This is a genomic window from Streptomyces sp. NRRL S-350, assembly GCF_000719705.1.
Taxonomy (GTDB): Bacteria; Actinomycetota; Actinomycetes; order Streptomycetales; family Streptomycetaceae; genus Kitasatospora.
Genome location: NZ_JOHO01000027.1, coordinates 59,246 through 84,881 on the forward strand (window position 1 = coordinate 59,246; position 25,636 = coordinate 84,881).

Sequence of the window (25,636 nt, forward strand, 5' to 3'; positions counted from 1 at the left end):
TCAGCGCTGCAGGGTGAGCAGGCCCGGCCGGTACGGCAGGTCCAGGTACTCGGTGCCCGTCGGGACGTTCTTGAGGAGGCCCTGGTAGAGGAACTGCAGGTTGCAGGGATCGATGGTCTTGGTCTGGTCGGCGCTGTCACGGACCAGGTCACCGTGACTGACGCCCTGAGCCCAGGTGGAACCGCTGTTGGCCTGGCCCGCGAAGGGGTTGCTCTCGCTGCCGGCCTGGACGGTCCACGGGCCGTCCAGGCTGGGGGCCGTGAAGGAGCGGAAGTAGCGGTTCGCGCCCTGCGCCTCGACGATCATGAGGTACTGGTTCTGGCCCTTGACCTTGTAGACCTCCGGCGCCTCGAACAGGCGCTGCTCCGTGTCACTCATGACCGTCGTGTACGACGAGCCGAAGCTGCCGGGGAAGTTCCCGATCGGCATGCTCGCCCGGTAGATCTTGCCGTTGTCACCGGCGAAGAAGAGGTACATGTTCCGGTCGTCGGCGATCATGGTCGGGTCGATCGGGGCGTCCCGCCGGGCCCCGGGGCCCTCCGGGAGGCTGCCGGTGAACAGCGGCTGCGCGGCGGACCAGCCGTTGGGGTTGGTGGGGTCGCTGGACGTGCGGTAGTAGAGCGGCCACTGACTCCACTGGGACACCATCACCCAGACGTTCTTGGGCGCGAAGTAGAACAGTTCGGGCGCCACCGCGGGCTGGTTCATCCCGGTCTGGGTGGCCGCTCCCATGTCCGACCAGTTCGTGAAGGGGCTGAACGCCGTCGAGCCCCACGACGTTCCGTTGGAGGTGGTCGCGTAGACCAGGTTCTTGCCGTTGTACTTCACGGTGGTGAAGTCCTTCAGCGCGAGCTGCCCGTTCGCCGGCTCCGCCAGCGGACCCGTCGATGTCCAGCGGTAGGTCGTCGGAAGAGCGCATGTGCCGGTGGAGACGTTGGCCACGGGGACGAGTTGCCACTGCTGGCTGCTGCCGCCCCGGTCGGCGTCCTGAACGATCTTTCCGCCGTCGGCGGCGGAGGCGCCCTGGACCTCGAGGGCCTTTCCGCTGTGGCGGTTCAGGAGGCGGACGTGGCCGTCGGTGGAGTCGGCGAGGCGGAACTGCTGGTTGGCCGCGTTGAGGTCGCTCCACTGGACGACGTCGGTGCCGTCGGCCGAGGACCAGTTGTAGTTGTCCAGGACCTTGCCGGAGTTGTGGTTCTGCAGGCGGTAGTAGCCGCTCCCGGAGTCCAGGAAGCGCCACTGCTGGGCTTCGTTGCCGGTCCGGGTCCACTGGACGACGGGCGAACCGTCGGCGGTGGCGAAGTTGTAGTCGTCCAGCGCCTTGCCGCTGTTGCGGTTGACCAGCACGTACCACTTGCCGGCGTCGACCGAGGCCGCCGAGGCGGACGACGGGTTCACCATGGCCAGGAAGCCGGCCACGAAGACCATCGAGAGCAGGGCGGCCGTCCGAGGCCGCCATCCTCGCCGTGTCGAGCTTCGCGGAGCTGTACCGAGAGCGTTCATCTGCACCCTCCTAGGGGCGACTTGGGCAGGGATCCGTCCTTCTCGGTGCGTGCGGACCGGGCACGGCACGGCTGAGGCGGCGGCAGGCGTGACCCCTGCGAGGTGGGGGGCGGACCGGGTGTTCGGCTTACTGTTAGCGCTAACAACTTGAAAGTCGAACATCCGGCGCGTTGCAGGGAGGAAACCATGGGGCGCGAGAGGTCGTCAAGCACGACGCCGTAACCTGCCCGTCACTGAGGCGCCATCAGAATTGCGCACCGGTGGGAGGTGTGACGGAGCGGATGCGAGGCGCCATCGCTCCGGCCCCACCGGCGCGCCCACCCGCCAACGGGACGCGCCGGGCCGCCCCGCATGACGCGGCGAGGCGAAGGGGGCGAGGCATACGCGGCGAGGCGAGGCGCGGCGAGACGAGCCCGGCGTGGCGAACCCGGCAAGGCGAGGCGAGGATCCGGGCGTCGCCGCGGGCCGCCCTCCGGGGCGTGCGGCGCGCCGCCCAGAGTTCAAAGAGCCTGGTGCTGCTCGCGGCGGCGACGTCGGCGTCCGCAACAGGCGGCGAGCCGGTTCCCGATCCGGGCCGGTGGTGCGAGGGGCGCGGTGTTCCGGCACTGCGGTCGTCCCGCCATGTCTCCGTAACGTGGCGGGAACGTGGCCGTACGGATCCCCGGTGGAGAGTGGTTCCGAGCAGCGCGGGAGAGAGACGGAGCAGGATGAGCAGCGCTGAGCAGGGGAACCTGCCCGTCCCCCTCACCGGGTTCGCGGGCAGACGGCGGGAGATCGACGGGATCCGGAGTCTGCTGGACACCCGGCGACTGGTGACGCTCACCGGCATGGGCGGCGTGGGCAAGACGCGGCTGGCCCTGGAGGTGTCCGCCGACGCCCGGGAGTCCTTCCCGGACGGGGTCTGGCTGGTGGACCTCGCCCCGTGACCGGTCCCACCGCCGTCGCGGCCGTGGCGTCGAGTGCCCTGCGGGTGCCCGACCTCGGCGCCCTGCGCGCCCTGGACCGGCTGGCCGGCTACCTCGCCGAACGGCGGGCCCTGCTGCTGCTCGCTGTTGAACGGGCCGTCGAACCAGCTGGCTGCCGGAGGTCGACGCCGTCCACCTCTGGCACAGCCCTTGCTTCGATCTATCGAAATTCGATAGTTTTCCATCGCAACTCGATGGAAGGATTGGCCGTGGGAAAGCTGACAGTCGGTGCGCTGCGCGCCGTGCTCGTGGTGATGCTCACCGGCACCGTGTTCGTACAGGCCGGGCTGGTGTGGGTGTTGGTCACCGGGAGCGATCCGGAGGACGGGTCCCTCCCACTGACCCCGCTGCGCGTGGTCACGATCCTGGGCATGGTGTCGGTCCAGGTCGCCGTGGTCTGCGTATGGCGGCTGGTGTCGATGGTGCGACGCGGAACCGTGTTCTCCCACGCCGCCTTCCGCTACGTGGACGTCATGATCGGCGCGATCGTCGCGGCCGCCCTCGTGTGGTTCGCGGTCACGGCCCTCAACGCGCCGGGCCAGCGGGACGACCCCGGCGTCTCCGTCATCATGGCCGGGGTCGGCGTGGCCATCCTGGGGGTCGCGCTCATCGTGCTCGTGCTGCGGACGCTGCTCGCCCAAGCCGTCGCGCGCGACGTCGAAGCGGCGCAGATGCAGGCCGAGTTGGACGAGGTGATCTGATGCCGATCGTCGTGGACGTCGACGTGATGCTGGCCAGGCGGAAGATGTCCGTCGGCGACCTCGCGGACCGCGTGGGGATCACGCCCGCCAACCTGGCGGTGCTGAAGAACGGCCGCGCCAAGGCGGTGCGCTTCTCGACGCTCGCCGCGCTCTGCGAGGTGCTCGAATGCCAGCCGGGCGACCTGCTGCGCTGGGAGGCCGACGGCGCCGACGGCGAATGAATCCGCCGGCCGACGCCATCGCCGGTCCCGCTTGCCCCCGAAAGCACGTCTACGGCCCGGGCCCCCCGGACGCGGGCGCTCGGGTACCCACGACAACGCGACACGCGACAGGCGACAGGCGACAGGCGACAGGCGGCACGCTCCGGATCGACCCGGACCGTTCCTACGACGTGTGCCGCGTCCTCCCAGGGTCAGGCGTCGAGCACCTGCCCGGCGCGACTGACGACCGGCCGCCGGCGACGAGAGCGCCGCCACCGCGATCGCGGCCCCGGCCGAGGCGACCACAGGAGACGCGGCCACGACCAAGCGGACCCATGCGCGCCATGGTCGCCGGCGATCTGCCGGAGACCGGCCTGATCCTCACCGTGCACGGTTGACTCGACGCCGAGATCGTCCTCAGGACGCCCTTCGTCTCCGGCCGCAACCATCTGGCGTTGTACTGCACAGGAAGTCGACGGCGCCGACTTCCTGTGCACCGGGGGGGTGGGGTCGTTCCCAGGAGAGCGACTACCGGGGGCATGCCCCGCTGAAGAGGTCCATGGAGAACACCTTCCCCCGCGTCCAAACGACGTCTCATCGCCCTTCGAGCGTCTTCTGCCGTCCGTGGCGGGCGAGCGTCGGTTGTGGGGTCACTGGATTCGCTTCATGAGGATCATGCGCTGCTTCAGGTTGGAGTTCTCGCCGCCGCTCCAGGAGATGTTGGCGAAGACTTGGCCTCCGGGATCTCCATCGACCTCGGGCCCGGCCGTGCTGTACGCGTTGCCGCCGGCGGTCCGGCTCCAGCCGCTCCAGGCGAAGCCGCCGTTGCTGGAGCGGTTGACCCACAGCGTGTGGTCCTGAGGCGAGATGCAGGCGATGGAGACGTTCTGCTGTGCCGCATAGGCCGGGTCTCCGGGGTCGGACGTAGGCACCTCGTCGCCCCCACGGCCGATCGCCACGGATTCACAGAGACCGCCGCCCGGCAGCTCCGAGTAGACGCCGCCCCTCAGACCGTCTGCGTCTGCGATGGTGTGGGCGATGTAGACGTGCTGGTCTCGGCCCACCACGACACTGGTGTCGTAATCCCGGTCGTTGACGGTCACCCTGTGGTTGACCACCTGACTCTGAAGAGTAACTTGCTGTGAGTAGTACAGAGTTCTGTCATGGGTGTGTACATCGTCCATCGTTTCCCAGTCGGGCTCGAAGTACAGTTGGCCACTCCGGTAACGCATTTCCTGCACGATGACCCGATTGTCCCGGATGGTCGTGAGGAGAATGCCCATCACACCTGAGCTGGCAACGAGGTTTCCGCTGGCATGGGCGGTGCCGCGAACTTGGGCCCATGGTGACCAGATGTTGCCGGCGGCGCCTCCGAGGAAGCTGTAGTACACCTCGCGGGAAGTGCCGAGGTGGAAGGCGGCCAGACGCGGGGTGCTTCCGTTGAGGATGACGGCTAGCTCCGGGCGGTGCTCCGTGATGCCGCCTCCGGGCATTACCCGCCATTCGCCGTTGCGGTAGCGCCACCAGATTCGGTTGTCGGTGCCCCGCAGGATCTCGAAACGGTCGCCCTGGAACACCGCTGCGGACATCGCCTCTGCGGACCTTGCGGGGCCGCCTTCGTTGATCCAGTCACCCTCGGTCGCCGATGCGGGCGCGACCGAGTAGCCGAGCAGCAGAGTCAACCCTGCCAACAGCGATATCAGTGCCCGTGCCAGGCGTCTGCGCATGGTGCGGTGCGGGGCGTGTTGAAAGCCCGGCATCTGTTCTCCCTCATCACTCGCTCAGGGAATTCGTCCCCGATCGTCACAGGCGGGCCGGAACGGAAGACTCGGCGCGGCCTCACACGACGCTAGAGCCGCATCGAAGCTGCGAGTTGTCGATGTGCGCACAGCGAACTGACGTAGCGTGAACGAGCCGAGGGATGTGATCCCACATCAGTTCCGCTCCCCCGGCTGATGCCGAGGGTGGAGAGCGGGCGGCGGGGGTCGCGAGCGTGGTGACGGAGTCCGGCGGCGATGTTGGCGATGTCGTCGTGGCCGGCGTGCCGGAGTGCGCCGAGGGCGAGGTTGCGCAGGCTGGCGGGCGGGCACGGTCTTCCGTTGCAGCGGCCAGGGCTTCGACACCTCATGGTCACCCGGAGGCCATGCTCGCCTCCGTTCAGCCTGATCCCGCGAACAGTGAAGCGAGGTTCGTCCACCTCGGCAGCGCATGCCTGACCCCGACCGGAAACCCGGCGGGGCTCGCGGGCACTGTGTGGCGCTGTGCGGGCACTGTGTGGCGCTGCGCGGGCCGTCGGCGGGCGTGGGTTCCTCCTCAGGGGCGGGCCGGTCGGCGCACGATCCGCAGGCGCGGTGAGGGCAGCAGGAAGGCGGCGCAGCCGATCTGGAACAGAATGCCGATCAGCGTCCACCCGCTGACGAACAGCACGAAGATCGGCGGTCCGCACCACAGGACGGTGACAACGGGCCGATGGAGTTCGCTCTCCCTCATCGGTGCGGAGAGGAGGAGCAGCAGCAGTGACGGCATACCGAACCACCCGAACAGGAACAGCCCCAGCTCGGTGAAGCCGGTCAGGAACTCCGATCCGGTGAGCTCACCGGTATGTGCCAGCCGGAGCGCGCAACCACCGGCTGCGGCACTCCATCCACAGCCGAGGGCGAACAGATAGCGGACGGCGGCCCGAGTGAACCACGCCAGGGCGCTCTCGGTTCTCAGCACGGCACCCATGGCCATTCCGCCCCTTCGGCAGCTCCAGCAGGAGCATCATCCTCGCAGCATATTTGAACGCGTTCAATAGATTCCCCGGGTGGCCTCTTTTCGAGTGACAGGGGTGACTCATGAATCACCCCAGCCATCTGAACCGGCGTCAACCCGGACAGATCCTCTGAACGACGCCGCCCTGGGACAGACCCTCTGACGACGCCGCCCCGGGGCGGATGCGACCGCCGGGAGAGTGCACACGACCGACGCGGGAGCGGCCGCCCGGCCGGGGCGGTGGAGTCCGCTCAGGCGGTCGTGGCGGGAACGAGGCGGTCGAGTCCCTGCGCGCTGCCCGTCGCGGCCTCGATCGAGCGCGGCAGCATGGCGCTCTCGTAGGCGCGGACGGCGTCGTCGACGCTGGATTCGGCAACGAGGGCGTGGGCGAGGTCGGAGCCGTCGAGCATGGCGAGATTGGCACCCAGGCCGGCCGGGGGCATCAGGTGCGCGGCATCGCCGAGCAGCGTCACGCCGGGAACGTGCTCCCAGGTGTGCGGGACGGGCAGGACGAACAGGGACCGGTTGATGAACGTGCTGTCGCTGTTCCGCACGATGGAGCGCAGGCTCTCGTCCCAGCCGTCGAGCATCCTCAGCAGATGCGTCCGCACGGCCCTCTGGTCGCCGAGGTCGACACCGGCAGCCACATGCCAGTCCTGCGGCGCGCGGAGCGCGATGTAGGCGCGGATACGGCCATTGCTGTTGCGCTGGGCGACCAGGGACCTGCCGGCGCCCTTCACCAGCATCGATCCGTTGCCGACCAGCCGCGCGAGGTCGGGGTGGCGGGTGTCGCAGTGGTCGAACCCGGTCTCGACGAAGGTGACACCGGTGTAGCGGGGCGCGGCATCCGACAGGGCCGGGCGGACGCGCGACCAGGCGCCGTCGGCGCCGACCACCAGGTCGAAGTCCGCGGCGGTGTCGTCACCGAAGAGCATCCGGCAGGTGCCGTCCGCGAGCGGGGTGACCGCGGTGACGGCGCGGCCCCACCGCACTGTGCCCTCGGTGAGCGAGTCCAGCAACAGGCCGCGCAGCTGGCCGCGGTCGATCTCCGGCCGGCCGCCGGCGCCGGACGGCCCCTGATGCGCCAGGAGGGCGGCGTCGGCGAAGTCGAGCACCCGCCACTCCTCGCCTTCGGGGCGGGAGAGGGCTTGGAACCGGTCGAGGAGCCCGGCCGCACGCAGGGCGGCCTGACCGGTGTCCGCGTGCAGGTCGAGGGTGCCGCCCTGCGGGCGGGCGTCGGCGGAGGCCTCGCGTTCGAAGACGGTTACCGAGCGGCCGTGTCGCTGCAGGACTCGGGCGCACGTCAGGCCGCCGAGGCCGGCGCCGACAATCGCGATGCGGGGACCACGAGCAGGGTTCATGGGAGGTGTCCCTCAAGAGGTGGGGAGCTGCCGGGAGGTCCGGCCTCACCAAGAAAGCACACTCACCACATAAGTGCAATGACTAAGCTTTTTTATTCGGTACACCCTGGGGTACGGTATGCGGGTGACCGAACCGACCGGGCGCCGCGAGCGCAAGAAGGCCCAGACCCGCCAGTCCCTGGCTGACGCCGCACTCGAGCTGTTCCTCGACCGCGGCTACGACCAGGTCAGCGTCAAGGACGTCGCCGACGCCGCCGACGTCTCGGTGACCACCCTGTTCAAGCACTTCCCCGGCAAGGAAGCCCTGGTCTTCGACCAGGACGACGACCTGGAGGCAGCGCTCGTCGCCGCCGTACGCAACCGCACCCCCGGCACGTCGATCCCGCAGGCTCTGCGCGAGCACATCCTGCTGACGCAGACCCAGTTCGCCGTCCACGCCACGGACCCGCGGTTCGCCGACTTCACGCGCATGGTGCAGGACACCCCTGCGCTGCGCGACTACGCCCACCGCATGTGGACGCGCCACGAAGCGGCCCTGACGCGAGCCATCGCCGACGCTGTCGGCGCTCCCGACGACGACGTCAGCTGCGCCGCCCTGGCCCATTTCGCCCTCGAGGCCCGCAGCCTCGTCCTGCGGCACCCCGAGCCGCGCCGCGCCGTCGACGAGGCCTTCGCACTGCTCGAACACGGCTGGGCGGCCTCCCACCCCGGCAGCTGACCCGGTCTGCTCGGAGCCCTGGTGGGCGTGGACGTGTTGCGCGTGGACGTGTTGCGCGCCCGCACAGGTTCAACCTGAGTAGCCACGGCACCAGAGCTTGCGGCCGCGCGCTCAGCCGTCGGGCGCGCCCTGCCCGCGTCATGGAGGTCGAGCAGCGCGTCGCGGGCCGCCTCGTCGCAGGCCTGGCCGGGCAGGGCCAGGTGCCAGAGCTCACGGGCGGTGGCGCGCTGGACCAGGACGAGGGCCACCATGACGTTCCGCCGGGCCGCACCGTCGCACGCTGCTTGCCCTTCCGGTTTCCAGGAGCAGCGGTAGAAGGGTTGCCACCACTTCGGCAGCCACTTGGCCGCGGCTGCTGGCCTGCGGAAACGGGCCCGTCGCCGGTCGGGTCGGTGGAGGTGCGGGCGGAGGCGTCGGTGGAGGTGGGGCGGGGCCCCTTGTCCGATTGTCCGACCCATTGACCAGCGTGTTGTCCCGACGCAATCGCCCAGGTCCTGTCGGGCCTGCCTCGGGAAGCGTGCGAACTACGTTCGCTGACCGGCCCGTGCAGGCCGACTCGCGCCGTCGTCGGCAGGGATGGGCCACTCCGGATAACCGGATGACAGACGCCACGTGGTCCTGGCAGCATCAGCCGGCTGCACCGACCGAACTGATCATCGGAGGACCGCCACGTCCATCAACCCGTACCTGATGCCTCGTCTCCTACCTTGGTCTGCTGTCGACCCTGGCCAGCAGGGCTTCACCTGGAGCAGCGAGGAGGAAGCCGAGGTCACGGCCGAGGTACTCGCGCTGTTTCCCCCCGTCGGCTCTGCGGACGGGTTCGACTTCGTGTGCCAGGTGACGGACTTCCTGGTGGCCCGCTACGGCCGGTGGGCCTGCGGATGGCACTGGGCGGTCGGCGAGGGCGGAAACGGCGGCGTCGTCCAGAGCTGGTGCTGTCACGGCCACTCGCTGCGGGACGGCCCCGAGGCCTCAGCTGCCATCGTCGTGGCCTCGCTCCTGGAATGGCGCGACTGGCTGGAAGAGCTGGCCGAGCGCTTCGTCGAGCTGGCGCCGGCGACCGACGCGGATGCGGAGGACCGCAGCTGGCACGTGCAGCGCGCGGCGACCCGACTGGTGACCCTTGCCGTGGACCGCACATGCGCCGAGGACAGCTGGTACGGCCTCTGCGAACGAGTGCTGACGTGGTACCTCTCCTCAGCGGGCATGGCGGGAGAGGAAGCCGCCGAACTGGTGAAGGGCGCCATCGGCGGACGGTTCAAGAGCTGGGCCGTACCGAGCTGCACCACGGTCGACGCGGTCGTGGAGGACCTGGCACTCGGTGTGACCGGGCATCGGCCGTACCGTGACTACTGACTCCCTCGCCGTGTGGTGCACGATCAGGGACGAGGTCGACTGGGCGTCCGCCGGTGCTGGGCACCGGACTCCCGTGGCACCGGCCGTCGACGGGCTCACCGCCTGGTTCGAGGGCCAGGTCCGGCGCCGGTGCCCTCAACGCGCCGACCGGCTCCTTCAGGCTAGCGTTCTGGCCCGTGCAGACGCCGCCCACCGACGCCCCCTCACCTCTGCCCTGCTCACCGGCTGGCAGCAGCTCACCCTCGGCAGATCCGACATCACCCTCCGGGATGGCGATGCCTTCGCCAAAGGCGGCCGTGAGCGCTACGGGCTCACACCGTCCACGTGGCAGGACTTCGCCCGATGCCTGCACCAGAGCGCCGATCCGACGCTCCCGGGCTCGGGTTGCTCCGCCTGCCCACGGTGGGAGGGCGGGCCCGCAGGGTGGACGGCGGGTCGGATCACGCGTCGGCGGCCCGGACGTTCGACGTGGGGTGACCGGGTAGGACGTGCCGCTCCCAGAGGTTGCCCAGGTGCGCGTGCAGGACGTCCTGCGCCTCTTGCGAGGTGAGGCGGCCGATGAGGACGTGGGTGGTGAGGCCGTCGGCGAGGGCGAGGAGGGTGTGGGCCTCGCGTTGCGGGTCGATGGGCGCAGTGCGTCGGGCGCTCTCGCCGGCTTCCCGGATGAGCCGGGTGAATGTCTCGTGCAGGGCTGCGTAGTTGGCTTTCAGCGTGTCGGCGAGCGGCTCGCTGACCACGGCCTGCGCGATGAATGCGAGCCAGACCCGTGCCTCGGCGTGATGTTCTTCGCGGAGGAGTGCGACTTCGGCGACCGCGTGGCCCAGGGCGGTGGCGGCCGACTGGGCCGGGCTCCGGATGAGGCGGGCCCGGGCGCGTTCGGTGATCCGTTCGCCGATGTTCCCGAGCGTGAACACGAGCATCTCTTCCTTGCTGCGAAAGCAGCGCTGCACGGCGCCCATCGACACCTGCGCGCGGGCGGCGACGTCGCGCAGGGTCACGCCCTCCAGTCCGTGCTCGTCGGCGAGGAGGCAGACGGCCTCGGCGATGCGGTGGCGCCGCTCCTCGTGGTCAACCTGTCTGGGCATGCCCGGGGCCTCCGTTGGTCGATGCGGTGTCGGATGCGGGCGTTATTCGATGCGGGGCGTTATTCGATGCGAGCGCATCGGTTCCAGGATACCGTTCCGATGCAAGCGCATCGGACCCTGGACGAGGAGGACGGGAATCATGGGGGATGCCCTGTGGAAGCTGACGGCTGCGGCGCAGGCGGAGGCGGTGCGCGGCGGTGAGGTCTCCGCCGTCGAGCTGGTGGAGAGCCACCTGGAGCGCATCGCCGAGGTCAACCCGGAGGTGAACGCGGTCACCCAGCTCCTGGCGGAGCGCGCCCGGCAGGCCGCCGAATGGACGGACCGGCGGCGGGCCGCCGGCGAGGAGCTGGGACCGCTCGCGGGGGTGCCGTTCACGGTGAAGGAGTCCACGGCCATCGAGGGCGTGGCGACCACGTTCGGCACCCCGCGCTTCCGCGACCTGGTGGCGCCGGCGGACGCGCCCCCGGTGGCCCGGCTGCGCGCGGCCGGGGCGATCCCGATCGGGCACAGCAACGTGCCCACCCTGATCGTGGCCGGGATGCACACGCGCAGCGAACTGTTCGGGGACACGGTCAACCCCTGGGACCGCAGCCGGACCCCCGGCGGATCGAGCGGGGGTGACGCGGTGGCCGTCGCCACGGGCATGGCCACGCTCGGGCTCGGCAACGACTCCGGTGGATCGCTGCGGATCCCGGCCCAGTTCTGCGGGGTGGCCGCGCTGAAGCCGACCACCGGCCGGTTCCCCGCCGACCACCGGATCCCCGGGGCGGACGACCCCGGCCCTGCGTCCCAACTGCTGGTCACCGACGGCCCGTTCGCCCGGAGCGTGGGCGATCTTCGGCTGGCGTACGAGGTGTTGGCCGGCGCCGATCCGCGGGATCCTCGGGCCGTGCCGGTGCCCGTGTACGGCGAGTCCCTCCCCGGGCCGGTGAGGGTCGCGGTCGTGGTGGACCCAGGCGGGCGCGGCGTCCACCCCACGGTGCGCACGGCCGTCGCGACCGCGGCCGACGCGCTGCGGGACGCCGGGTACGACGTGCGCGAAGTGCCGGACGTGCCACGGCTGGACGAAGCACTCGACGCCTACGGCCGGATCACCGCGACCGAGTTCGCCCCGAGCTGGCCGGCGGTGCGCACGCTGCTCGGCGAGGGCGGTGACCGCTTCATCGAGATGATGATGGAGCAGACCCCGCCCGCGAGCGCGGAGCAGTTCATGAAGCTCATGGGCGCCTGGATGAACATCCGCCGCTCCTGGGCCGCATTCCTCGACGACCACCCGCTCCTGCTCGGCCCGTCGTTCACCGAACCGCCCGTCGAACCCGGGCTGGAGTCGCGCGACCGGGCCGGGTGGGACCGCTTCGAGTCGGGAAGGCGCCTGTGCACCGTGACCAGCTTCGTGGGCGTGCCCGGGGTGGCCGTGCCGACCGGGATGGCCGACGGGCTGCCGTCCGGAGTGCAGATCGTCGGGCGCGCGTTCCGCGAGGACCTGTGTTTGGCCGCGGCCGAGGCGATCGAGGACCGGCTCGGAGTTCTCACACCGGTCGACCCGGGCCAGGGCCAGGGGCGTCGCACAGTCTGACGAACTTGCGAGGGGGCCGGTCAGGCGATCTTCAGGAGGTCGATCGGGCCGGTGAACGGATCGTAGGAGGCGTGTCGGAGGCCGGCGGAGACGTACCGGTGTCCTGCGCCGCGGAGGGTGTCGACGGCCAGGTTGCGCAGGGCGGCCGTGTTCTCGGGGCCATGGCCGGTGCGGGTCTTCGAGGCGTCCGCGCGGAAGGTGGTGTCGCGGACGACGTCGAGCCGGTTCCCGGTCGCCCACTGCGAGCGGGCGAGCCGGCGGGATCGGCGCCGGTCGGATCGGCGAGGCCGCCCGGACGGGCCAGGCCGACGACCCGGCGGATCGTCGCGGCGCTCGGAGCGACCCGCACCCCGAGCGCGCCGACCATGCGGGCACCCAGCCGGGCCAGGGCATGCTGCGGCGCGTCCGGCCCACCGGCCGACAGCCGGGAAGGACTGCGCTCCGGCGACGACCGCGGAGGCGGCAATCAGCAGCACTGCCACGGTGGGGTGGCGGTCACCTCGCCTCCGACGCGGACCGGGCAAGCACGTGCAGCCGCTCCGCGAGCGACAGTCCCGCCACGCCGTCCGGGATCGGCGACCCGGTCAGGCAGACGGTGGCAGAACTACGGCGCATCGGAACTCCGGTGGGTCCGAGGCGACTTCGGGAGATCGCCCCGTACCCACCGGAGTTTCGTTGCGTTCGTGACGGACCCGCGTCCCGCCCGCGACGACCTGCGCACTCACCCGCTCGCGGGGACTTCGAAACGCCCCTGGGCGGGTGGGCTGGTCGCGAGTTCGACGGCCCCCTGTGGCCGCGGCCGGGCGAGCAGCGGTGCCCGAGAAAAAATTCTCGTGGTCCGGGGCAACCTTTCCGGGGGCGGTGGCAACCGGGTGGTGTCCGGACAAGCGGTCCGGACGGAGGTCACGGCTGAAAGAGAGCATCGACATGTTCCCTCGCCCATCCACGTCGTCGGAGGCGTCGCCCGCCGGCCGCGCCCGCCGTGGTCGCGCCCGCCCTCGGTTGTACCAGCGCAGGAGCTTCTGGGCGGCCGTCGGCCTGGCGGTCGTGGGCGGCTCCGTGGTCGTGATCAACACGGCCTCAGCGGGGACCGTGTCCGTCGACACGGGCAACTGGTACGTGCTGGTCAACCACAACACCGGCCAGGTGCTGGACGACTACGGCTACGGCGCGTACGACGGCGCTTCGGTGGTGCAGTGGAGCCGTACCGGCGCGGCGAACCAGCAGTGGAGGTTCGTCGACGCGGGTGACGGGAACTACCGGCTGCAGAACCGGTTCTCCGGCAAGGTGCTGGACGACTACGGCTGGTCGACGACCGAAGGCGCCCAGGTGGGGCAGTGGAGCGACCTGAACGGCGCCAACCAGCAGTTCCACCTGGAGAACTCGTCGGACGGCTACGTGCGTCTGATCAACCGCCACAGCGGCAAGGCCGTCGAGGTCCCGCTCGACTCCAAGGCCGACGGGGGCCGGATCGCCCAGTACCACGACTGGAACGGCGCCAACCAGCAGTGGCAGCTCGTCCCGGTCGGCAGTATCAGTGGCACCGGGAACACGGGGGGCTCCGGCAGCAGCGCCGCGCCCGCCCAGCCTGCCACGCCGGGCGGCACCGCTCCGACGAGCCAGGCCCCGGGCGCTAGCCACCCGACGTCGGCGCCGCCGGTGGCTCCGGCCGGCGGCAACAACCCGGCGAAGAGCTTCTTGGGCAGCAACAAGGTGCTCATCGGCGGCTCGATGTCCGACGCCTCGGCGAGCGCCGCACCGTTCGACGTGCAGTACGCCTACGTGCACAGTCAGCCCGCGCCCTCGTCGGACTACTACACGGCGGCCCGCTGCCAGGACGCGTGGTCGGGCTGGTGGGGCTGCTGGACCGGCAGCACCACGGCGCCCGGCACGTACGTGACCTACCGGGACGCCAAGGCGGCCCAGGCCACCTACCAGGGCAAGCCGCGCCCGCAGAAGCAGCTCTGGACCTGGTACTCGCTGCGCGACCTCGGCGACGCGGCGGGCCAGGGCGACGGCCCGGGCGAGGTCCAGGCCATCAACAGGACCGACCTGCTCACCCGCTACCTGAACGACTACCGCTTCTTCCTCCAGAAGATCGGCACCTCTCACGACATGATCGACCTCGAGCCCGATTTCTGGGGCTACGTCCGCTCGCTCGGCAACCCGCACCAGGTCGCCGCGCAGGTCAAGGCCGCGAACCCCACGGACTGCGGCTCGCAGGAGAACAGCGCCTCCGGCCTGGCCCAGTGCCTGATCGCGATGGGGCACAAGTACGCGCCGAACACCGGCGTGGGAATGCACCTGTCCTGCTTCGACTGGCAGCAGAACACCCCGCAGTGCGTCAAGGACTACGCGGACCTCGGGGCGAAGAACGCCGACTTCCTGGTCACCGACGTGACGGACCGCGACGCCGGCTGGTACGCGCTGCCCGCCCACGGCAGCAAGGACACCTACTGGAACGACCAGAAGGGCTTCGCCGCGCTCGGCTTCTACAAGACGATGGCCGAGTCCGTGGGCAAGCCGGTGGTCCTGTGGCAGGTCCCCGTGGGCAACATGGCGCAGAACAACACGCCCAACCACTACAAGGACGACAAGGTCGACTGGTTCTTCTCGCACCTGGACCAGGTGGCGAACGCACACGTCGGCGGCATCCTGTTCGGCGCCGGCTGGCAGGAACAGACCACGCCCGAGACCGACGGCGGAAACCTGATCAACAAGACGATCGCATACCGCAACTCGGGCGGCACCCCGCTCAAGTAGTCACCCGCAGCCGGTCGGCCCACCCTACGACGGGGCCGCGTTCGTCCCCCGTCGTCCCGCCGAGCACTCCTCGGCCGGCGCCGGCCGGCTGCCGCCGCCCGCGGTCTCGACCTCCACGAGAGCGCGGTCACTCACTGAGGCAGGCGCACGAAACCCCGCCCGGGCCGCCACCCCGGGGTGGAAGCGGGGGCGCGGCCGGCACCAGCCGCACGCGAAGAAGAACAGCCAGCGCGGCGCCCGACCATACCGACCAGCCCCCCAGTCCGAAACCCACCCACCACCAGCAGCAGGGCCCCGGACGGTAAGTCAGAGGAGTGAGAACCACCCGACGCCGCCCCTCCCCAGGGCGAACAGACAGGACAACAGGGCCGGGGCCGAACACCGAACCGAACCACGAGCCGACCCCTGTTCCGAACCACGAGCCGAACCACGCCACCCGGCCCGTAGCCACGCCGGGGCCCTGTCGCTGTCGCGCCCCGGCCACACGGGGGGTGGGGAGAGAGCTCCCGTCCGCCCACGTCACAGCACGCGACGGCAGGGCATGCGGCAGGGGGCGCGACAGCCTCCGGCAGACCACGGAAGCGGAAGCCCGGGCGATCTGACGCCGGAGCGCGAGCGCCAAGAGCCGCCGGGCGAACTCGGCCCCCGAGCAGCCGCAGCGGCTCGCCGCGCTCGGGCTCGACTGGCACTGACCCGGCCACCCGAGGCCTGCCGAGAAGCAGCTGAGTGGCTGGCCGGCCCCGCTCCTCTCACAGCAGGTCAGGCTGCCAGATGACGCGATCCGGATAGACGTGCGCGGTGGGGGCCAGCTTGTACGTGCCATCGGTGGCGTCTGCGGGGACTACCCATCCGACTCCCTGGTAGGCCCAAGGCCTCTCTTCACGTGCCACGGCGCACTGCTTGGTGTCGGTGACGATGGTCTGGCCCGACGGAACGGTCGACTGTCGCGGACCGGAGTCTCCCGGGCATGGATGGAAGGTGTTTTCCCTCGCGTATTGAAGGCGGGTCTTGAGTGCGATCGGCCGACTGCCGCGATTAGTGATCTTGAGAGCGAAGGAGACCCACTCGGCCTCGACCCGGGCGCACACGCGCCAGGTGACCGTCTCTGGTCCCTGGATCGGGGCACTGCACCGGCTGTCCTCGCCGAGAGTGCCCTTCTCCAGCCCCGGCGGCTCCGAGGGCACGGCAGGCTGGGGCGTGCCGGGGCCGTTGCCGGGAGTTTCGGTTCGGATGCTGGCGGTGCCTTCCGGCGCGGGGAGGACGTCGGCGGCCGCCGATCCGGGCGCCACAATGCTTTTGATGATCGGTGCGAGGACGCCGGCGGCGACGACGAGTGCGGCGGCGCCGAGGAGTAGCCGTCCCTTCCGGCTGGCGGGAATCCATCGCCTGCGGGGGTGCGCGTGCGGGAGGGTCCGGGGCGGGTCGTCGAGCCCGTGAACGGCCGGCGCGGCGGTCTGATCCTGGGATGTGTCCGCTGGCGGCTGCTCGGCGGCCGGGGCGAGAGCGGCTTCGAGTTCCTGCCAGCGCGCGTCCCATTCGGCGGCGGCGGCTTCGGCGCGAGCGCGGTCGGACTTCGCGTACCAGTGGCAGGAGAGGACGAACGCGCGGGTGACTTCGCGGGACGGCTGACTGTCACCGCGGGCCGCGTTGGAGAACGTCGTATCCGAATAGCTCTTCGTGCCGGTCCTCTTCGAGCAGGTCGCCAACTCCCTGTAGGTCGGACTCCCGCACTCCTCGCGCAGCGCACGCAGAGCGGATGCGAACGCCGCCAGAGGTCCGCCCTCGGGATCGATCGGGCGTTCCTGACGCCCCTGCCTGCTGGCCAACCAGCCCTCACCCGACCTTTTTTGATGACCCGTTGATTAGTCCGGGACAAGTGTGGCTGGTCATCAAGCCCTACACCAATCTGAGGTCAACAAGCCGGACATCCCCGCAGCAGGGGACATCAGCCGGCTTGATCGCCATCAGAGAGGACACCCATGAGGAACATCCGTACGCAGGTGGCGCGGGCAACCGCGTCGGTAGCCGGCGCGATCGTGCTCCTGGCCGCCGGGGCGGTGACGGCGCCCGTGCAGGCGCAGGCCGCCCCGCTCGGCAGGGTCTGCATGATCAACTCCGTGGACGGCGCGCAGACCTTCGGCCACATCGGCTGGGCGTTCAAGGTCCGCGGCGACCGCGACCACTGGATCTACGGCGCCACCGAGGCCAGCGGAAGCCTGACGATCGACCCGGGACCCAACACGAACAGCTCGTGGATCAAGGGAAGCAGCTGGAGCAAGATGCTCGGCTACTTCCGCGGCCTCAAGGTCAAGCAGGGCGACCACTGGGTGCAGGAGTACAGCCACTGGCGGTGCGAGGACACCCGCGACGGTGACGTCGGCAAGGCTCAGGAGGCGTACCGGCACGAGCGGGACAACGGCTACAACGTGGCCGACAACAACTGCCTGACCAAGTCCCTGAAGATCCTCAAGGGCTACAGCACTATTCTCGCCCGCGACCCCCGGCTTCCCATCCCTCCGCTCTACCGGCACCCGTCGTGGAACGCGCCGAACAACTACTTCCGTGAGGGCCTGGACCAGGCGAACTGGGAGGGCATCCAGCGCCTGTGAGGGCCGGCGTCCCATCGTGTGCCGTCTGATCACCCGACGGACACCACCAGGCATCGCATGAAGTTCCATCGCGCCCCGCCCCGATGCGCCGTGACGGCCGTGAACGAGGGAGCGGAACAGCTCGGCCCGTGGGTGCCCACCATCCGGAGGGCGCCCACGGGCCCAGCAAGCACGGACCACATCAAGGAGAAGGGATACACAGAGATGGCTGATCTGCTCCGCTACGGAGCCCCGGCGCTCTCCTGCATCGTCGCAATCACGGCCCTCATCATCTCCATCCGGCTCAACCGCCGACAGCGCCAGATAACCCGTCTGGAGATCGCCCGAAACCTCCACAGCGAACTGATCAGCGACGCCGCTATCAAGGACCGCCACACCCTCGGCACCATCCACTGGCAGAACAGGCCCATCTCCTCCGATGGGACCGAGCGCGGCGAGGTGATGTGCGCCTACTTCGCCATGCTCTGGCGCTTCGAGCGCCTGCACGCCGGCAGGAAGGTACTCCTCGAAGAGAACAACAACGTCCACGACATCGCCCTGACCATCCTGGACCGCCAGATCCAGACCCACGTTGTGGACTACACCTGTACCTTCCACGAGCTCAGAGCCAAGCTGGAAGACTCCAACAAGAACGACCCCGTCTTCGACGGCCGCTATGCCGTTTCCTTCAGGGAACTGCGCGAGTCCCTCGCAGACACCGCGGACGAGGACACCAGAAGAAAACTGATGTTCCACACGGACAACTCCGAGACCTGCGGGTGTTCCTGTCACAAGGTGAACCCGAAGCCTCCCGTCCCCGCCCAGCACTCCCGACCCTCGTAGACGGAGCCCCGGCCCCGCAGCCCTCCAGGAGAAGACGGAGGCCCAGTTCCGGGGTGCAACGCAAACCTCTGCGTTGCACCCCGCACTGCGGGGGTCTGGCCCGGGTCGTCGACGGGGAAGTGTCGGCGTCGCGGGTTGAGGACGATCACTCCGAGTTCGGTCAGGGCTTCGGCTGCTTGCACCTGCCGGTCCTCGACGCCTGTGATGCCTCCGGCGAGGAACACCGTCGGAGGCTCCCAAAGCGCCGGATCGGTGCTGGGCATCGAGTCGTCCGGGGCCATGTCCGTCCCGTTGTTGTTGAAGTCGGGCGAAGGGTGTGACGCGCCCTCCGCTGGCTGCGATCTCCTGCCGGAGGAGGGTGTTGTCGTGCTGCAGGGCCGCGATGGCCGTGGCCGCGGCGTCCAGTCGGCGGGCGAGGGAGGTGTACTCGCGGGTCTTCTCGACGAGCTTGCAGCACAGCCGCAGGATCTCCTCGTCGCGACGGGCCCCACCTGGTGCGGCGGTGCCGTGCTCGGCGAGGTGGGCGTCCCACTGAGCCGGGATTGTTCGGTCAGCACCGCCATGGTGCGGCGGAACATGTGCGGGCGGGCTTTGCCCGGCGGGATCTCCTCCAGCCCCGACCAGGCACGGCCGGCGTTCGCGTACGATGAACGACTTCACCATCGCGGGACACCTGGACAGCCACAACCAAACTCGGGCGGCGGATCGGTGCGAAGACCCGCTCGGCGCGGACGGACACCGTCTATCCAGTCGATCGTGCACGACAACGTGGTCGAGCACTACAACTCGCCGGCCATCGCCTCCACGCTGCAGAAGGACCACGCCGGCCTGCCCCGTAAGCACTGGTGGATCACCGAGCCGGTCGCGGAGGCCATCGGCGTCGCCGACTGCCGCAGGTCCTCCGTCCGATCCACGTGCGACAGCGCCTCCTGGACGTCCGGCCGCCCCCACCACCTCCCGCAGCCCGGCCTCGGCCTCCATGCCACCGACGACGTAGGAAGTCAGCGGCCCGCAGCTGATCGTCCCTGCATGGACAGCGGCTCGCAGACCGCCAGTTCGCGCGGGACGGGCCTGTACAGACGTCCTCGCGGAGCTGTTCGCCGCTACTCGCCGCCGTGGCTCGCACGCGCGGCTCGCCGCCGGGCATCAGCTGCTTCCGCACGGGCCTGCTTCGCTGCCCGCTCGGCCAGGCGCGCGGGGCAGAACTCCTCCGTCCGGAAGTCCACCGCCAGTCGCAACTTGCGGCCGGCGGGCCAGCGGCAGCAGCGGGCGTGGCAGCGTACGACTCCGGGAGGCACGGTCAGGAGGGCCGCGAGCAGGCGGACCGCCCGCTGAGTGGTCTCGTCCGGCCCGGACCGGTAGTCGATGCTCGGCGGGCCGTCGGCGTACTTGCTCCAGCAGCGCCAGGAGCCGTGTCTGGACGGTGCGCAGCTCGCCCACCTCCCGGTCATCCGCGCACTGCGGGCGCTCCAGCCGGTTGCGGGTGCGGGGGGTCGGCGCAGACTGGGACACGGGGCCGCATACCAGGGGGAGCGAGGTGGTAACCCATGTCAGACGCAGTGGAACCACGGGGAACCATGGAGAAGGTGGAGGACAGCGAGTTCGAAGTCGTCCGCGTCACGATCGATGTCGAGGACGACCTGGTGCGGCGGCATCTGGAGAAGGATCCCAGCGGGGCCGTCAGGAGGTTCCTCGAGGCCCAGGGGTACACGGTCAACCGGCTCACGGCGCCGGCTCCGGTGGAGGGCCAGCCGTACCGGCCGGAGTTCGTCCACATCCTGAGTGGGAAGTACGCCTCGACATGGACCCGGCTCCTTCCGTGAGGACTTGAGGACCTGAGGACGTGAGGAGGAGTTTCCATGTCCGACGAAACCGTGGTGCGGGGCAGCGTCGAACGCCTGCGGGTGGCGGCCGTATCGATCTACGAGGTGCGCCTCGAACCCGACGACGCGACACTCCGTGACCTCGGCAACGACCCGCACGGAGTGTTCCGGCGGTTCTTCGAGTCCCAGGGTCACGAGGTGAACGGGATCGCCATAGCCGAACTGACCCACCTGCCCGGACCAGGGCCGTGGGCCCACGACAACAGCCCGGAGGAGAACTCCCACTGGTACCGGCTCGAGCTCTGAACGGAAGGCAGATCGTCAGCTGGGCAGGCGGCACCGTCCGGCCGGGCCTGTGACGGTTCGTTCAGGCGGCGGGATCGACGATGGTGGCGCTGCGGCTCAAGGAGACGGAGTGGTCAGGGCCCTTCTGGCAGCGATGGCGACCTTGGGGCGCGTTGCCGCAGAGGAGCCGGATCGAGCCGCGTGGACCAGGGGCCGCGCAGATCATCAAGCGGGTGGGTCGGAACGTATCGCTGGTGGTCACGCTCTCGGCCCGCGAGCGGCGGCGGGCCCGCCGCCCAACGCCTTCGCGAGGGGTGGCCCCCGTAACGGTCCGGGTGCCGCCCCTCGGCGTTCGCGTCAGCGCCCCAGCAGGCCCGACAGCACTGCCGCCGTCGCCGCCATCAGCTCCTCGGCCACCGCGCCGCCCGCCGCCGTACGGGCCAGCAGCCCCTCGCGCGCCGCCAGGATCACCGCCGCCGCCTGGCGGGCGTCCGCCCCCGCGGGCACCAGCTCGGGCAGGGCCCGTTCCAGGACGTCCGCCGCTGCCCGCGCCAGGGTCCGGTCGTGCTCGGCGACCTGTTCGGCCAGCGCCGCGGACCGGGCCGCGACCAGCCGGAACTCCAGGAACAGCAGGATCCACCCGGTCTCCGCGGCCTCGACCCGCAGCAGCGCCTCGACCAGCAGCCGGGCCCGCTCCTGCGGCACCAGCGCCTCGCCCACGGCGGCGAGCCGCTCCAGCTCGGCCATCCGTTCGGCGGCCCGGTCGTCGAAGAGCGCCAGCAGCAGGTCCTCCTTGCTGGCGAAGTTCGAGTAGAAGGCCCCGCGGGTGTACCCGGCGGCGGCGCAGACGTCCTCGATGCTCGTCCGCGCGAAGCCGACGGTGAGGAACAGCTCGCTCGCCGCGGCGAGCAGCCGGGCCCGGGTGTGGACGCGGCGGCGGGGCGGTCGGGGCGCGTCGGGATCGGTGGGGGGTGGGTTCACAGGAGCACGATACATGGTGTATTCAGTACGAGTCGTATTCAATACGGCCCGTACTGAACCGGAGGGGACCACGGCATGAACCGACTGCTGATCACCAACGCCCACCTGCTCCACCCCGAGGACGGCACCCGCACCGACCCCGGCTGGCTCGAGGCCGCCGACGGCCGGATCACCGCCACCGGCACCGGCCGCCCACCCGCCGCCACCGACGGAGTCCGGGTCGTCGACGCGCGGGGCGGCACCGTCCTGCCCGGCCTGATCGACGCCCACGTCCACCTGCTGGTCACCTCACTCGACCGGCACGACTTCGCGAACTGGACCCCGGGCTACGCCACCGTCCGCGCCCTCGCCGAGGCCGGACGCATGCTGCGCCGCGGCTTCACCACCGTCCGCGACGTCGGCGGCGCCGACCACGGCATGGCCCGCGCCCTGGCCGAGGGCCTGGTGCCCGGCCCCCGCCTGCTGCACGGCGGCAAGGCGCTCTCCCAGACCGGCGGGCACGGCGACCTGCGCCCGCTCGGCGACGACGCGCTGCCCTGCTGCGAGGCCCGCCCGAACTTCGGCCGGATCGCCGACGGCGTGGACGCGGTGCGCGCGGCCGCCCGGGACGAGTTCCGCAAGGGCGCCCGGCACCTCAAGGTGCTGCTCTCCGGCGGCGTCGCCTCCCCGCACGACGAGATCGCCGCCGTCCAGTACAGCGAGGAGGAGATCCGGGCGGCCGTCGAGGAGGCGGAGAACCACAACCGCTACGTCACCGTGCACGCCTACCACCCACGGGCGATCGACCGCGCTCTGCGGGCCGGTGTGCGCTGCGTCGAGCACGGCAACCTGCTGGACGACACCACCGTCGCGCTGCTGCTGGAGAAGGACGCCTTCCTGGTCCCCACCCTGGTCGCCTACGAGCAGACCGCCCGGCTCGGCGCCGCCTCGGGCCTGCCGCCGGCCTCCATCGGCAAGCTCGCCGAGGTCCGCGACCGGGGCCTGGAGGCGCTGGAACGCGCCCACCGCGCGGGCGTCAGCCTGGTCTACGGCAGCGACCTGCTCGGCCCGCTGCACCCGGCCCAGCTGGAGGAGTTCACCCTGCGCGCCCAAGTCCAGCCGGCCGCCGACGTCCTCCGCTCGGCGACCACCACGGCGGCCCGCCTGCTCGGCATGGCGGGAGAGATCGGCACCCTCGCTCCGGGCGCGCACGCCGACCTGCTCGTCGTGGACGGCGACCCGCTGGCCGACCTCACCGTGCTGACCCGCCCGGAGAAGCACCTCAGGCACGTGGTCAAGGCCGGCGCCGTCATCTAGAGCCGCCTCCGGCCCGCCGCCCCGGGCCGGTCGTGCGGTGAGCGTTGCCGAATGCCCGGCCCCGGCCGGGCAGGTACAGCAGCACGGGCGGCACGGCACCGTGGTGACTCCGGGAGGCCGGACGATGCGGACCCGTACCGATCCTGCGGGTCCGCCCCCAACCGTGACCCATTCCTCGTCCACGGGCGGCACGGCCACCCGGCCTGCTTACCGTCCAGAATCCTGCGGCCGTAGCCGCGCGTGGACGATCGCTGGGGCTTGGGCAAGCCCTTCGGCGGGTCCGGTGTCCATGCCGGCCGACCCGAAGGGGGCTGGCGCCTGGGCTGCCCAGAAGGGCTGCACGGGATCCGATCGGCCGGAGCGGAGTTCGCTGGTCGGCGGGGCGGCCGGAGCGGCGTCCGGCCGCCGGCGGCGAGGTGGGCGAGCAGGCGCCGGTAGGAACGGTTCCAGTCCGGTTCCGGGCACCACAACTCGTCCAGGACGTCCGGCTTCGCGTCCGCGTACGATCACCAGCCGTCGCCGATGAAGTGAGACTGGATCGATGCCCCGTACCCCAACGCCGATACGCCTGGCCGCTGTCAGCGTGGCCTTGACCGCTCTGCTGGCTTGCGCAGCCTGCGCTGGACGGACCGATGTCGTGCCGTCCGCTCCCGTGCCGTCCGCTCCCGTGTCGACGAGTACCGCCGCGTCTGCCGTCGCCGTAAGCCCTCCGCCGAGCGTCGCCGCAAGCCCTCGGCCGAGCTCGGGCCGACCGGACCAGCAGCAGCTGGACACGGCCGCGGATGCGGTCTCCCACCTCGGCAGCTCCTACCAGGACGTCTTCACGGGCCTGGTGGTGGACGTTCCAGGCGGTCAGGTCATCGTCTACCGGAAAGCGGGCGGTGGCGGCTTCGACGCCTCGCTCGCCCACCTGGGTCTGGGCGTGCGCGTGGACCTGCGCGACGCGCCGCGCTCGATCGGCGAACTGGCCGCCACCCGCAACCGGGTCGAGGCACTGATAGGGCACACGCGCGGCTACAGCATCGTCATGGTGGGCGACGGATCGGAGGCGAGCTTCACCCACGGTGTGGTGGAGGTCGGCGTCAGCGGGAACCTGGCCGGCGCCCAGGCAGACCTTCGCGGCCGCTTCGGTGACCGACTCACCGTCTCAGTCGCCCAACCGCTCGCGGGCTGACCGGACTCTCCTCCCCCGCGCTCGGCTGTCAGAGAGGGTTCTGTGACGGTTCGAGCGCTCTGCCCCGTTGCACAGGGCTGACGTTCGCAGCGAACCGGTGTGCGCCCCACGGCGCGCAATGTATCTTGATGTCGAGATACATGTTGCGAGACCGAACCCGCCGGAGGCCCGTGCTGTGACCGCCGCCCTCTCCTTTACTGCCATCAACCATGTCCAGCTCGCCATTCCGGCCGGTGGCGAGCAGGAGTGCCGCGCCTTCTGGGGCGAACTGCTCGGCCTGTCCGAGATCCCCAAGCCGCCACCGCTCGCCGCCCGTGGCGGCTGCTGGTTCCAGGGGCCCGGCTTTCAGGTCCACCTCGGCGTGGAGCAAGATTTCCGGCCCGCGCTCAGGGCCCATCCCGGCTTCGAGGTCCGAGGGCTGCGGGCGCTGGCGGACCGGCTGGCCGAGCACGGACATCTCGTCACCTTCAGCGACGAAGTGCCCGGGCAGGACCGCTTCCACACCGTCGACCCGTTCGGCAACCGACTCGAATTCCTCGAACCGCACTCCTGAGCGGGCGCCGGGAGGGCCGTTGCCGTCGACCGTGTCGCGGTCGGGCGTCATGCCGACCGAGCCGGAGCAACGGAGACCGGGGCGCCGTCCGGGCGGGCTGCCGGGATCGACTTCAGAGCGGCCGGGGACCGGGCGGCCGACCTTGCGGCGGCGGTGAAGCCGAGCTCCTGGGGCAGGTACTCCCATGGATGCGGGTGTGCAGCACGAACAGGATGCCGGACGGAGCCTGCCGGTCCGGCACCCGAGGCCGCCCCGGCTTCAGCCTCGGACTCGGCTCAGGCGGCAACGGCTCGGCCGGTCCCCGCAGTTCGGCCGGTCCCCGCAGTTCGTCCGACCCGATCCGCGGACGAGACTCCCTCTTCCCCACGGATGGATCAACGAGCAGACAAGCCGATGGTCACACGACAGCAGGACGCCGGTGAGGACCTTCAGCCCTGCGGTTCCCCGGCGCGGACCAGACCGGTCTCGTAGGCGATGACGACGAGCTGGGCGCGGTCGCGGGCGCCCAGTTTGGCCATGGCCCGGTTGGCATGCGTCTTGACGGTGACCGGGGTGACGAAGAGCCGTTCGGCGATCTCGTCGTTGGACAGGCCGGTGGCCACCAGGGTCATCACCTCGCGTTCCCGGGGCGTCAGCGAGGCCAGACGGCGGGGGTCGACGAGGTCGCCGGGGGACGGGTGGGCGAGGACACGGGCGATGAGGCCCTTGGTGGCCGCGGGGGACAGCAGGGCCTCGCCGGTTGCGACGAGGCGGACGGCGTCGAGCAGTTGCGCCGGTTCCACCCCCTTGCCCAGGAAGCCGCTCGCGCCGGCCCGGAGCGCCTCGATGACCAGCTCGTCCTCCTCGAAGGTGGTCAGGACGAGGACCTTGACTCCCGCCATGTCCTCGTCCTGACCGATCAGCCGGGTCGCCTCGATGCCGTCGACCTCGGGCATCCGGATGTCCATCACCACCACGTCGGCGCGTTCGGACCTGGCCAGTTGCGCCGCCTCCCGTCCGTTGGAGGCCTCGGCGACGACCTCCAGGTCCGGCTGCGCGTCGATGAGCAGCCGGAAGGTGCCGCGGAGCAGGGCCTGGTCGTCGGCGAGTACGACGCGAACGGTCATGGGTC

24 protein-coding genes are annotated in these 25,636 nt (G+C 70.6%); 14 read left to right on the forward strand and 10 right to left on the reverse strand.

Features of this window, described 5'->3' with window-relative positions:
* Positions 1–1,503 carry a non-reducing end alpha-L-arabinofuranosidase family hydrolase gene (locus IF30_RS0123530; RefSeq protein ID WP_030241828.1) on the reverse strand — a complete coding sequence of 501 codons (1,503 nt, stop codon included), beginning with the start codon at positions 1,501–1,503 and terminating at the stop codon, positions 1–3.
* Positions 1,504–2,210: 707 nt separating this feature from the next.
* Between IF30_RS0123530 and IF30_RS0123535 the strand changes: the two genes are divergently transcribed.
* The 3 genes from IF30_RS0123535 (at position 2,211) to IF30_RS0123545 (ending at position 3,390) form a co-directional block, all read left to right on the forward strand.
* Complete coding sequence (locus IF30_RS0123535; RefSeq protein WP_030241830.1) at positions 2,211–2,429, forward strand: hypothetical protein; 219 nt, start codon at positions 2,211–2,213, stop codon at positions 2,427–2,429.
* A gap of 248 nt (positions 2,430–2,677) precedes the next feature.
* Complete coding sequence (locus IF30_RS0123540; protein ID WP_030241833.1) at positions 2,678–3,169, forward strand: DUF2975 domain-containing protein; 492 nt, start codon at positions 2,678–2,680, stop codon at positions 3,167–3,169.
* Positions 3,169–3,390, forward strand: coding sequence for a helix-turn-helix domain-containing protein (locus IF30_RS0123545; RefSeq protein ID WP_030241836.1), 222 nt, complete (start codon positions 3,169–3,171; stop codon positions 3,388–3,390). The genes IF30_RS0123540 and IF30_RS0123545 overlap by 1 nt, the downstream gene beginning before the upstream one ends.
* A 629-nt stretch (positions 3,391–4,019) precedes the next feature.
* On the opposite strand, the gene IF30_RS0123550 is transcribed toward IF30_RS0123545, so the two are convergent.
* The 3 genes from IF30_RS0123550 to IF30_RS0123560 all read right to left on the reverse strand — a co-directional run bounded on the left by IF30_RS0123550 (position 4,020) and on the right by IF30_RS0123560 (position 7,484).
* Positions 4,020–5,129, reverse strand: coding sequence for a hypothetical protein (locus tag IF30_RS0123550; RefSeq protein WP_030241839.1), 1,110 nt, complete (start codon positions 5,127–5,129; stop codon positions 4,020–4,022).
* 553 nt (positions 5,130–5,682) lie between these two features.
* Complete coding sequence (locus IF30_RS0123555) at positions 5,683–6,096, reverse strand: hypothetical protein (RefSeq protein ID WP_158835397.1); 414 nt, start codon at positions 6,094–6,096, stop codon at positions 5,683–5,685.
* 278 nt (positions 6,097–6,374) lie between these two features.
* On the reverse strand, positions 6,375–7,484 hold the full coding sequence (locus tag IF30_RS0123560; RefSeq protein WP_030241844.1) for an FAD-dependent oxidoreductase: 1,110 nt from the start codon (positions 7,482–7,484) through the stop codon (positions 6,375–6,377).
* 124 nt (positions 7,485–7,608) lie between these two features.
* Between IF30_RS0123560 and IF30_RS0123565 the strand changes: the two genes are divergently transcribed.
* Together IF30_RS0123565 and IF30_RS41865 are read left to right on the forward strand one after the other, a co-directional pair.
* Complete coding sequence (locus tag IF30_RS0123565; protein ID WP_030241847.1) at positions 7,609–8,202, forward strand: TetR/AcrR family transcriptional regulator; 594 nt, start codon at positions 7,609–7,611, stop codon at positions 8,200–8,202.
* A gap of 690 nt (positions 8,203–8,892) precedes the next feature.
* Positions 8,893–9,558, forward strand: a complete 666-nt coding sequence (locus tag IF30_RS41865; protein WP_051710932.1) for a hypothetical protein — start codon at positions 8,893–8,895, stop codon at positions 9,556–9,558.
* A gap of 440 nt (positions 9,559–9,998) precedes the next feature.
* Here IF30_RS41865 and IF30_RS0123575 read toward each other — a convergent pair whose 3' ends face one another.
* Positions 9,999–10,643, reverse strand: coding sequence for a TetR/AcrR family transcriptional regulator (locus IF30_RS0123575; protein WP_051710934.1), 645 nt, complete (start codon positions 10,641–10,643; stop codon positions 9,999–10,001).
* A gap of 139 nt (positions 10,644–10,782) precedes the next feature.
* On the opposite strand from IF30_RS0123575, the gene IF30_RS0123580 reads away from it, so the two are divergent.
* Both IF30_RS0123580 and IF30_RS0123595 read left to right on the forward strand, forming a co-directional pair.
* Complete coding sequence (locus tag IF30_RS0123580) at positions 10,783–12,219, forward strand: amidase (protein WP_030241854.1); 1,437 nt, start codon at positions 10,783–10,785, stop codon at positions 12,217–12,219.
* 1,092 nt (positions 12,220–13,311) lie between these two features.
* A complete protein-coding gene (locus IF30_RS0123595) occupies positions 13,312–14,982 on the forward strand; it encodes an RICIN domain-containing protein (protein ID WP_234322815.1) in 1,671 nt (556 codons plus the stop codon).
* Between the two features lie 749 nt (positions 14,983–15,731).
* On the opposite strand, the gene IF30_RS0123600 is transcribed toward IF30_RS0123595, so the two are convergent.
* Positions 15,732–16,808: a helix-turn-helix domain-containing protein gene (locus IF30_RS0123600; RefSeq protein WP_030241860.1), complete on the reverse strand. Its 1,077-nt coding sequence runs from the start codon at positions 16,806–16,808 to the stop codon at positions 15,732–15,734.
* A 153-nt stretch (positions 16,809–16,961) separates the two neighbouring features.
* Between IF30_RS0123600 and IF30_RS43850 the strand changes: the two genes are divergently transcribed.
* Together IF30_RS43850 and IF30_RS0123610 are read left to right on the forward strand one after the other, a co-directional pair.
* Complete coding sequence (locus IF30_RS43850; protein WP_158835400.1) at positions 16,962–17,591, forward strand: hypothetical protein; 630 nt, start codon at positions 16,962–16,964, stop codon at positions 17,589–17,591.
* 204 nt (positions 17,592–17,795) lie between these two features.
* Positions 17,796–18,413, forward strand: coding sequence for a hypothetical protein (locus tag IF30_RS0123610; protein WP_234322816.1), 618 nt, complete (start codon positions 17,796–17,798; stop codon positions 18,411–18,413).
* 779 nt (positions 18,414–19,192) lie between these two features.
* Here the strand turns inward: IF30_RS0123610 and IF30_RS50280 are convergent.
* Together IF30_RS50280 and IF30_RS48050 are read right to left on the reverse strand one after the other, a co-directional pair.
* Positions 19,193–19,327, reverse strand: a complete 135-nt coding sequence (locus IF30_RS50280; protein ID WP_267884563.1) for a hypothetical protein — start codon at positions 19,325–19,327, stop codon at positions 19,193–19,195.
* Positions 19,328–19,516: 189 nt separating this feature from the next.
* Positions 19,517–19,864, reverse strand: coding sequence for a hypothetical protein (locus tag IF30_RS48050; protein ID WP_030241867.1), 348 nt, complete (start codon positions 19,862–19,864; stop codon positions 19,517–19,519).
* 126 nt (positions 19,865–19,990) lie between these two features.
* Between IF30_RS48050 and IF30_RS0123625 the strand changes: the two genes are divergently transcribed.
* Both IF30_RS0123625 and IF30_RS0123630 read left to right on the forward strand, forming a co-directional pair.
* Positions 19,991–20,236 (forward strand): hypothetical protein, encoded by a 246-nt coding sequence (locus IF30_RS0123625; RefSeq protein ID WP_030241870.1) that lies wholly within the window; start codon positions 19,991–19,993, stop codon positions 20,234–20,236.
* 36 nt (positions 20,237–20,272) lie between these two features.
* The gene (locus IF30_RS0123630; protein ID WP_030241874.1) at positions 20,273–20,542 is read left to right on the forward strand and encodes a hypothetical protein; all 270 of its coding nucleotides are present in this window, start codon (positions 20,273–20,275) and stop codon (positions 20,540–20,542) included.
* Between the two features lie 336 nt (positions 20,543–20,878).
* On the opposite strand, the gene IF30_RS0123635 is transcribed toward IF30_RS0123630, so the two are convergent.
* Complete coding sequence (locus tag IF30_RS0123635; protein ID WP_051710936.1) at positions 20,879–21,502, reverse strand: TetR/AcrR family transcriptional regulator; 624 nt, start codon at positions 21,500–21,502, stop codon at positions 20,879–20,881.
* Positions 21,503–21,577: 75 nt separating this feature from the next.
* Between IF30_RS0123635 and IF30_RS0123640 the strand changes: the two genes are divergently transcribed.
* From IF30_RS0123640 to IF30_RS0123650, 3 genes are all read left to right on the forward strand, one after another.
* A complete protein-coding gene (locus IF30_RS0123640; RefSeq protein ID WP_030241879.1) occupies positions 21,578–22,798 on the forward strand; it encodes a metal-dependent hydrolase family protein in 1,221 nt (406 codons plus the stop codon).
* Positions 22,799–23,465: 667 nt separating this feature from the next.
* Positions 23,466–23,972 carry a hypothetical protein gene (locus IF30_RS0123645; protein ID WP_051710938.1) on the forward strand — a complete coding sequence of 169 codons (507 nt, stop codon included), beginning with the start codon at positions 23,466–23,468 and terminating at the stop codon, positions 23,970–23,972.
* Between the two features lie 175 nt (positions 23,973–24,147).
* Entirely contained in the window at positions 24,148–24,525 is a 378-nt protein-coding gene (locus tag IF30_RS0123650; protein WP_030241885.1) for a glyoxalase, read from the forward strand.
* 428 nt (positions 24,526–24,953) lie between these two features.
* Here IF30_RS0123650 and IF30_RS0123655 read toward each other — a convergent pair whose 3' ends face one another.
* The gene (locus IF30_RS0123655; RefSeq protein ID WP_030241888.1) at positions 24,954–25,631 is read right to left on the reverse strand and encodes a response regulator; all 678 of its coding nucleotides are present in this window, start codon (positions 25,629–25,631) and stop codon (positions 24,954–24,956) included.
* Between the last annotated feature and the right edge of the window lie 5 nt (positions 25,632–25,636).